The sequence below is a fragment of the Nostoc sp. NOS(2021) genome, assembly GCF_017115025.1.
Lineage (GTDB): Bacteria > Cyanobacteriota > Cyanobacteriia > Cyanobacteriales > Nostocaceae > Nostoc.
Genome location: NZ_JABXKM010000312.1, coordinates 1 through 8,931 on the forward strand (window position 1 = coordinate 1; position 8,931 = coordinate 8,931).

The window sequence follows — 8,931 nt, forward strand, 5'->3', positions numbered from 1 at the left end:
CCCCAGTCCCCAGTTCCCAGTTCCCTATTTCCTGTTCCCTGTTCCCTGCTCCCAAGTCCCTTTACGAGGTGATAACTAATGATTAGTGTAATTACACCAGTTTATAACGGTGAGAAATTTATAGAATCCTGCCTTCAAAATGTCATTAACCAAAATTTTGCGGAAGTCGAGCATATCATTGTCGATGGCGGCTCAACCGACAAAACAATAGATATTATCAAAGATTACGCCAATCAACATCCCCACATCCGCTGGATTTCTGAAAAAGACCAGGGACAATCAGATGCGATGAATAAAGGAATTGCTATGGCACAAGGATCGATTATAGGCATTTTAAACGTTGATGATTTCTATGAGCCAAACGTTATTAGCCGCATCTCGGAACTCTTTAAAACTCTACCAGAACCTAGCTTGATTGTTGGTAATTGTAATACGTGGGATCATCGAGACAAGTTAATTCATATTAATAAACCTAAACGACTACGGGCAGTTGATTTACTGATGGAAAAGCAAATTAATGATGACGGAATAATTGATGCTGCTTTTCCTGTGAATCCATCGGCTTACTTCTACCACAAATCCTTGCATCAACAAATTGGAGTCTACAAAGTTGAAGAGCATTATGCAATGGATATAGATTTCCTACTTAAGGCAGTTAAAGTAGCTCATGTCAAATATTTTAATGAAACTTGGGGAAATTATAGATATTATCCAGGAACGAAAACTTTTGATGATTCTACAAATGGAACAAGTCAAACGCGAGTCCAACAATTGTTTAAAGAGTATGCTAAAACACTCCCCTTAATTGAGCAATGGGAGATGCGCTTGAATCGAATCATGATTTTTATTCCATTAAGAACTTCCTATTTTTCTAAGTATCCGCAACGATTACCTCAATCGATTATGAATCGATTCATGAAATCGATTTCATATTTCAACACTAAATAAGAAGTCGTACACCTACGACATTATCATTGGTGTCAACTTAGCTTTTCTGATATAGCGGTTCTCGGCCCTTGTAAGATACAAGAACCCCACCGCCAACCCCCTCCCCGCAAGCGAAGAGGGGACTATGATGTACCTTATATCCCACATTCCGCAGGTTAATTTAAAAATCTTGGAATTTTCCACAACCTAATGATAATAAGGTTTTCAGCCAGATAATTGTAGGTTGGGTGGAATCTAGTGAAACCCAACAAACCCACGAAAATGTTGGGTTTCGTTCCTCCACCCAACCTACGCAGATCAAGGGTTTTTGGCGCTAACACCAAGCGTATTGAATGATAACAAGGTTTTCAGCCAGTGAAACTCAATTCTACATTCCGCGATCCTCTACACCTCGCGATCTAATGTTGTACCGCATCTGAATGGGAAGCAATCAGTGGGGGCTTGAACCCACCACTGATTGCGTAGCGTAAAGCCTTCTCTTCTCCCAAGGGGAGACGCTACGCGAACGAGAGGCTTCTCTACGAGAGGCTACGCCAACGCCAACGGCATAGCTTCTCTACGAGACGCTACGCGAACGCTTAGAGCGAGTCCGCGTACCCCTACGGGGAAGCAAGCTAAGCCTTGGTCTCGTAGAGAGCGTCTTGTTCGCGTAGCGTGCCGCAGGGAAGATCACCAAATTCATACTTCAAATCTGCAACGCCGGAATTTTTTATTGATTCTTACACATAACTTGTCGCATTTTACGCATATTTGCAGGCAACTCAAAGTTCATGGCTTGTTGAATAAAAATTGATGGAATTGGAATAAGAGGTGTAGCTTGTACAGTATAAGCGAGTATTGTGCCGTTACCGCAATCTTTGAGTTCTAAATTGGCGTTAAAGTCCTCAAAAGTCCCTTTTACCATGCGAAATTGGATTTGCTGCCCCAGCACTTCTATAACGTTGAGATAAATTTCAACTTGAGCGGTGAAAAAGAAAAAGGCTTTTTGTGCTGCTTGATACAGATGCTTGACTTCACCTCTGTATATCACTTCGCTTTTAGTGATATCGGGAAAATATTGCACCCACCGGGGATAATCAGTTAATTGCTGCCATACCTGCGATCGCACCATCGGCAAATACATCCAGGCTGTCACCGCGCCACCCCACGTCTTGTGCGATCGCGTTTCTATCAAAATTTCACCCTGTACTAGTAACCTTTGCTTGTCTTGACTCCAAGCCATATCTGAACCTGCAATAATTGAGTCTGATATATAAGACGCAGACATAATGATTTTAGTTACTCCTCAACTCATCCACCTAAATGGAGTTGAAATTACAAGCTATAAAACTTGATTTAGATCCAACCCACTAAATTTTAGTTCCAGTGTAATGCCTATCTTTTCTGGAAACGGTGATTTTTTGGTAATTATTTCAGATAGTTTACTATAAAAGCTGTATTTCTTAACACAATTAACACAATCAATACTTAAGTGAGTTTTATCAAAGTAATATTTGTAGAGGAAAAACTGCGTTGTTAACAGCTAGAATGGCACAAACACGACCTAATATCAAGCACCTTACCCCAACATTTGGATAGCATTTCTCGATTTTTAGGTGTTATTTCTGATGAAACTGCAACTTCATCAGAACTTCATATTTTATTGTCAATATCAAGTGTAATGTCTGTGGAGTTGAGAGGAAAAGTAGGTGAGTCAATCTTCTTTAAATCGTAGATTAATCCAGATTTTTGGTATCCTTCTCGGCATTAGCGTCGCCGTCTGGGTACTGAGAGGCTTTGGTATTCTCACTTTTATTCCAGGTGGAATTATTTGGCTATTGCTACTTGGGGCGATCGCAATCGGGATTATCAGTTATGTCCAAAGGACATGGTGGCGTTTTTAATCTGATTTATGAAGTGGTCATTAGTCATTGGTCATTGGTCATTGGTCATTGGTCATTAGTCATTGGTCAAAGATACAAGAGTTTTTGGTACATACCTCGCAAGAGAGTGGGCGAAAAAAACTTTGTCTTTCATCGGACTAATTCAAACTACGTTAAAGAGTGGGCGTGGTATCTCAAGGACTTATGACTAATAACTAATAACTCTCGCGTTGCGGTTTGATTTGATGATTTTCATGCCGTAGTCTCGTTTAAGAATTGTAGCGTGCCTATTTTGACTCACTACCAAAAGTATTTAATAGTAAAGCAATGCCAATAATTTACTAGGGGAAAGGAAGATGGCAAAGTATATATGTACTGTTTGCGCCTATGAATATGACCCAGAAGTAGGCGATCCAGATAGCGACATCGCACCAGGAACAGCTTTTGAAAATATACCAGATGATTGGGTATGCGCCGTTTGCGGTGCCACAAAAGACCAATTTGAACTAGTTGAAGAGTGAAGATAACGGCTAGCCTAGTAAAGTACGTGCTATTGAGAAATTTTAGAACTTGCTACCGTTACAAATCGTAGTTATTGGGGGTGGGGCAGCAGGATTTTTTGGCGCGATCGCTTGTGCTAAAGCCAATCCTGATGCCCAAGTTACTTTACTCGAAGCCAGTCGCCAACCCCTAGCGAAAGTGCTAATTTCTGGTGGCGGACGCTGCAACGTTACTCATGCTTGCTTTGACTCTGAGGAGTTAGTGCAAAATTACCCCAGAGGTGCAAAAGCTTTGCGGGGTGCTTTGACTCGTTTTGGTCCTCAAGACACAGTAGCTTGGTTTGCTGCGGGTGGAGTCTATCTCAAAACTGAAGCTGATGGCCGGATGTTTCCTGTCACCAATACTTCAGAAACCATTGTGGAATGTCTGATTAAAGCGATGGCGACATCTGGGGTAAAACTCCGTATCGGTACACATGTAACTTCGGTGAGAACCGCAGCAGATGGGGGGTTTGAAATTCTGCTGAAGTCGGGAGAGACGATTAAATGCGATCGCCTACTTCTGGCGACCGGCAGCAGCCCTGTGGGTTATAAAATTGTCCGAGAGTTAGGTCATCAAATTGAACCGCCAGTACCCTCGTTATTTACCTTCAACATTCTCGATCAAAAATTGCGGGAATTGGCTGGAGTTAGCGTTAACCCTGCCCAATTGCGGTTATCTGGGGGCGGAAAATCCCAATTACAACAGACTGGGCCATTGCTAATTACCCATTGGGGTTTGAGTGGCCCCGCCGTTTTGAAGCTTTCTGCTTGGGGTGCGAGAGTTCTGCACGAAAGCCGCTATCAAGCCAGATTATTGATTAATTGGCTGCCCCATTTGCAACAAGAACAAGTGCGAGAAAAAGTTTTAGCAGTTAAGGATGAATGGGGAAAGAAAGCGATCGCATTGCATCGCGGCGTTGATCTACCGCATCGTCTCTGGCAATATATCATTGCTCGTGCAGGCATTACCACAGAAGACCGTTGGGCAGAAATATCTAGTAAAACCTTAAATCAACTGGTGCAAGAACTTACTCAGGGACAATACTTAATCAACGGCAAAGGAGCCTTCAAAGAAGAATTTGTTACCTGTGGTGGCGTTAAGCTTAAAGAGGTCAACTTCAAGACGATGGAAAGTAGGTTAGTTCCTGGTCTTTATTTTGCCGGAGAAATCTTAGATATTGATGGCGTTACCGGTGGGTTTAACTTCCAAAGTGCTTGGACAACCGGGTATTTAGCAGGGATAGCAATGGCGACTAGCGATTAGTGCCACCACCAGGGCTATTTCATTCTCATCTAGTCCGCCTCAGAATGAATTCTGAGTCTAATAGCGAAAGTCGTCTAAAGACGACTAAGAAAAGGTTATAGGTTATAGTCCGTTTTAACGGACTTTAGCTATTAGCCCAGAACTGAAGTTCAGGGCGGTTTCTGTCTAGAATGAAATAGCCCTGGTACCAACACAGGGATTATGACAGTTTAAGAGAGTTCGTAGTAAGGACTTTAGTGCTTAGAAAATAAGGACTAAAGTCCTTACTACGAACTAATCAAAATTAATGTATAGCAATCCTATTTGAGTTGTAAAAATTATCGAACCGCCAAGCCGCCAAGAGCGCCAATAGAAGAAGGAAAGAAGTTTACGAATCATTTAGGACTGCTATAGCAGACTACTATAACAGTTCTCGTTAAAATTTATTATCAAAAAGATAACTTTGAAATTTTATCTTACTCCTCTCCTTATCCAATATTCAGCATCTTCTACATATACCTCTATCCAATCCATAACAGATGTGTGTATTTCTTCGATTGTGTCATTTTCATGTAGCATATAAACAGAACAGTCATCTTGTCCATCGGCAATAATAAAACATGGGTCTCCATTTCTAGCAACGATACAGAAGGCATTTTCAGGTAAAGTAGTACATTCTTCTCCCTCAGCAATGGACTCAAGGATAGCCTCTCGCTGCCACTCATTCATTTTGATAATTTGGTCGAAGTAAAACTCAAATTCCGATCTGCTAACAAGCTTTCCGGCACTATACCCAAGTAAGCCTAAAATTTCCCTGTAAGTCCTTGGTAAAACTCCATATTTACTCTCAATGTATGCAATTTCGTCTGAGGTACATCCTTGTAGCTCTTGCTCATTTTTTACTATTCCACTAGTAAACAAGCGCTCTCTTAATTCTTGTATATTATTAATCATTTCAAAACCTCGAATTTTCTAGAGGATCAATAATCTCTATCTTCATTACTAGGTCTCTTGCAAAAGTCAGACACCCGCCCGAAAATAAATTTTATTTTCTTATAACTCTAGGCGGTTTAAACCGACTAATAATAGTAGTTTTAGTCCATTCAAACGGACTTTTACTATTAGCCAGGGACTTGAGTCACTGGCGGTTCCATAATTTTTGTAATAAGTTTTATAATTATCTCGCTAGTACAAAATGGCAAAAATAAAAATACCATCCTTTGTAGATCAATTTTGAACACACCCAACAATGAAATTCAGCGAAATCCTCCGCCAATTTGGTGACGCGGCCACCAATCATAGCCTGACTAGCAACCCAGACCATGACCCAGAAATTACCGGGGTAGCAGCCATTGATGAAGCTAGCAACGGTACTCTCAGCTACGTAGAAGGTGCAAAATTTGGGTCTTTTGTCAGCAAGACCAATGCTAGTGCTTTAATTTTGCCCCAAGACGAAAAATTACAGGTGGTTGCACAGGAAAGCGGTATTGTCTGGATAACGACCGCAGATCCGCGACTGTTGTTTGCCAAAGCGATCGCACTTTTTTACCAACCATATCGCCCCATCCCAGAAATTCATCCCACTGCTGTGATTCACTCCACCGCAAAAGTTGGTAGTGATGTTTACATTGGCCCCCATGCTGTGATTCAACAAGGGGTAGAAATTGGCAATGATGCAATCATTCATCCGAATGTGGTGATTTATCCAGATGCCAAAATAGGCGATCGCACCACCTTACACGCCAACTGTACCATCCACGAACGCACCCGCATCGGTGCAGATTGCATCATTCACAGTGGTGCTGTCATTGGTGCAGAAGGCTTTGGTTTTGTTCCTACCCGTACTGCTTGGGTAAAAATGGAACAATCCGGCTATACAGTCTTAGAAGATGGCGTGGAAGTTGGCTGCAACAGTGGCATTGACCGCCCAGCCGTCGGAGAAACACGGATAGGTCGCAATACAGTAATTGATAACTTAGTGCAAATAGGTCATGGTTGCCAAATCGGTTCTGGTTGTGCGATCGCAGGTCAGGTTGGCATGGCGGGAGGTGTTAAACTGGGAAATCGCGTTATTTTAGCTGGACAAACAGGAATAGCCAATCAAGTGAAGATCGGAGATGGGGCGATGACATCTGCTAAAACTGGAATTCACAGCGATGTTGCACCAGGAGAAATTGTCTGCGGAAGTCCAGCCCTTCCTTACAAACTATATCTCAAGGTATGTGCTGTTTATGGTCGCTTGCCAGATATGTATCAATCAATAAAACAATTGCAACGTAAATTTAAAAATAGTGATGATTAATTAGATCAGAACTCGAAACTTCAAGCTCAGAACTCGGAACTTCAAGCTCAGAACTCGGAACTTCAAGCTCAGAACTCGGAACTTCAAGCTCAGAACTCGGAACTTCAAGCTCAGAACTCGGAACTTCAAGCTCAGAACTCGGAACTTCAAGCTCAGAACTCGGAACTTCAAACCTCGTTTCTAGCCTCTGGCTGGAAATGCTCCTCATTGCGGCTCTGCCGCAAGTCTTGAGGCGGAGCCTCCAATTAGGCATTCCCAGTCAGAGACTGGGAACGAGAGAACGAGAAAAAAAAGGGGAACTAGAATCTTTTGCCCCTTTTTAAGGAGGTTGGGGGATCTAAAACTACGGGAAATTGCGTATTTTAGCTTAAGTTGACACGCATGAACAATGTTGTCCTCCTACCTTGTACTCCATCAACTAAAATCCTAATTTCTCCAACACTGGCTTTGTAGAAACAATGTGGCGTTCTAAACCCAGTTCTTTGGGACTAACCCCAAGTGCCAAAGCAATCAACTGGGGTAAATGCAACACTGGTAAACCTAATTTCTGTTCAATCACCTTTTCTACCTCTGGCTGACGCGAATCTAAATTTAAGTGGCACAAAGGACAAGGCGTAACTATACAGTCAGCACCAGATGCCAAAGCGTCCTGAATATGCATCCCCGCCATTTTGAAAGATTGGGTAGTGGCATAACTAGAAAGCGGCCAACCACAACATTGCGTCCGCCCTCGGTAATAAATTGGTGTTGCACCCACCGCCCGAAACATATTTTCCATCGCTTCCGGTTGGAAGGGGTCATCATAGGGCATAGACTTTTGGGCGCGGAGGAGATAACAGCCATAAAAAGCCGCGCATTTTAATCCAGTTAACTTCCGGGTGACACGTTTGGTAATTTCCTCTAAACCATAATCTGTTACCAAGGCGTAAAGGAGATGTTTAACCTCAGTACTGCCGCGATAAGGTGAACAGCCTTCTTTATGCAGCAAGCCATTAACCTGTTCAATGTAGGCAGGGTTAGAAGTCTTACATTCTTTCAGGTGTTCGTTGACGTGACCGATAACACCTTGACAAGTGCTGCAATGAGTAAGTAAGGGCAGATTTAATTCTTCTGCTAAAGCAATATTTCTGGCGTTGACTGTATCTTCTAGCAGTTGGGAATCTTCTTTAAATGTGCCCGAACCGCAGCAAGCAGCTTTTTTAAGTTCAACCAGCTCAATGCCCAGTGCTTGGGTAAGCGCTTGAGTTGACTGGTAAAGTTCCCGACAAGCACCTTGGGCAACACAACCGGGGAAGTAAGCGTATTTGAGTGTCTGAGATAGCATAGAAGTATGTTTGGATTAGAGCGATCGCTCTAAACGATAACTGTTTTATCATTCCTTGTTAGCACCGAAGTTCTGATGTTTGACGTTGGGCGACCCTTTAACCGTCTAGGTTCAAAGCCGCAGCATCTACATATTCTTATTGCTAGCAAGGCTGTAAATACTGAACGAGACATTGTAAAAAATTTTAGCAATAATTGGAAAACCGAAGCATTTACACGGTATCGGCGATGGCGTAGCACGCTCTACTGCCCAAGTGTTAAGAGAAAACTTACCCATTCTTTTTAGAAGAAAGGTTTTCTCACAGAAAAACCCTTGGCAGTATGCGGGCGATCGCGCTTGACGATAAGATGTATATGCTCAAAACAATGTCTCCTCTAAAGAGCAGATCCTCGCAACTGGTTAAGGACTTTTATTATTTATGAGCCAAACGGAACTTTTTGAAAAGGTCAAGAAAATCGTCACCGAACAATTGAGTGTTGACGACCCTGCCAAAATCAAACCAGAGTCCAAGTTTATGGACGATCTAGGAGCAGATTCCTTGGATACCGTTGAACTGGTAATGGCCTTGGAAGAAGAATTTGATATCGAAATTCCCGACGAAGCTGCCGAGCAGATTATATCGGTTCAAGACGCAGTAGATTACATCAATAACAAAGTTACCGCATCAGCTTAACTCTTGATTGGGGAAGGTGGGGCCCCCTCTGGGGATA

Annotated in this window: 10 protein-coding genes; 7 read left to right on the forward strand and 3 right to left on the reverse strand. The window is 42.5% G+C overall.

The window, feature by feature from the left end; all coding sequences use genetic code 11:
• Positions 1 to 78: 78 nt before the first annotated feature.
• Entirely contained in the window at positions 79 to 948 is an 870-nt protein-coding gene (locus HWQ41_RS30420) for a glycosyltransferase family 2 protein (protein WP_292771333.1), read from the forward strand.
• Positions 949 to 1,657: 709 nt separating this feature from the next.
• Here the strand turns inward: HWQ41_RS30420 and HWQ41_RS30425 are convergent.
• Positions 1,658 to 2,215, reverse strand: coding sequence for an SRPBCC family protein (locus HWQ41_RS30425; protein WP_292771336.1), 558 nt, complete (start codon positions 2,213 to 2,215; stop codon positions 1,658 to 1,660).
• 421 nt (positions 2,216 to 2,636) lie between these two features.
• On the opposite strand from HWQ41_RS30425, the gene HWQ41_RS30430 reads away from it, so the two are divergent.
• From HWQ41_RS30430 to HWQ41_RS30445, 4 genes are all read left to right on the forward strand, one after another.
• Positions 2,637 to 2,831: a hypothetical protein gene (locus tag HWQ41_RS30430; protein WP_292771339.1), complete on the forward strand. Its 195-nt coding sequence runs from the start codon at positions 2,637 to 2,639 to the stop codon at positions 2,829 to 2,831.
• Positions 2,803 to 3,018 carry a hypothetical protein gene (locus HWQ41_RS30435; protein WP_292771342.1) on the forward strand — a complete coding sequence of 72 codons (216 nt, stop codon included), beginning with the start codon at positions 2,803 to 2,805 and terminating at the stop codon, positions 3,016 to 3,018. Before HWQ41_RS30430 ends, HWQ41_RS30435 begins: the two co-directional genes overlap by 29 nt.
• Positions 3,019 to 3,166: 148 nt before the next feature.
• Positions 3,167 to 3,331, forward strand: a complete 165-nt coding sequence (gene rd / locus HWQ41_RS30440) for a rubredoxin (RefSeq protein WP_292771344.1) — start codon at positions 3,167 to 3,169, stop codon at positions 3,329 to 3,331.
• Between the two features lie 49 nt (positions 3,332 to 3,380).
• Positions 3,381 to 4,616: an NAD(P)/FAD-dependent oxidoreductase gene (locus tag HWQ41_RS30445; RefSeq protein ID WP_292771346.1), complete on the forward strand. Its 1,236-nt coding sequence runs from the start codon at positions 3,381 to 3,383 to the stop codon at positions 4,614 to 4,616.
• A gap of 450 nt (positions 4,617 to 5,066) precedes the next feature.
• Here HWQ41_RS30445 and HWQ41_RS30450 read toward each other — a convergent pair whose 3' ends face one another.
• The gene (locus tag HWQ41_RS30450; RefSeq protein WP_292771349.1) at positions 5,067 to 5,549 is read right to left on the reverse strand and encodes an SMI1/KNR4 family protein; all 483 of its coding nucleotides are present in this window, start codon (positions 5,547 to 5,549) and stop codon (positions 5,067 to 5,069) included.
• A 295-nt stretch (positions 5,550 to 5,844) separates the two neighbouring features.
• On the opposite strand from HWQ41_RS30450, the gene lpxD reads away from it, so the two are divergent.
• On the forward strand, positions 5,845 to 6,897 hold the full coding sequence (lpxD, locus tag HWQ41_RS30455) for a UDP-3-O-(3-hydroxymyristoyl)glucosamine N-acyltransferase (protein WP_292771352.1): 1,053 nt from the start codon (positions 5,845 to 5,847) through the stop codon (positions 6,895 to 6,897).
• Between the two features lie 418 nt (positions 6,898 to 7,315).
• Here lpxD and HWQ41_RS30460 read toward each other — a convergent pair whose 3' ends face one another.
• The gene (locus HWQ41_RS30460; RefSeq protein WP_292771355.1) at positions 7,316 to 8,221 is read right to left on the reverse strand and encodes a CoB--CoM heterodisulfide reductase iron-sulfur subunit B family protein; all 906 of its coding nucleotides are present in this window, start codon (positions 8,219 to 8,221) and stop codon (positions 7,316 to 7,318) included.
• Positions 8,222 to 8,639: 418 nt separating this feature from the next.
• Here HWQ41_RS30460 and acpP point away from each other — a divergent pair, with 418 nt between their 5' ends.
• Positions 8,640 to 8,894: an acyl carrier protein gene (acpP, locus tag HWQ41_RS30465; protein ID WP_292771358.1), complete on the forward strand. Its 255-nt coding sequence runs from the start codon at positions 8,640 to 8,642 to the stop codon at positions 8,892 to 8,894.
• Positions 8,895 to 8,931 lie beyond the last annotated feature (37 nt).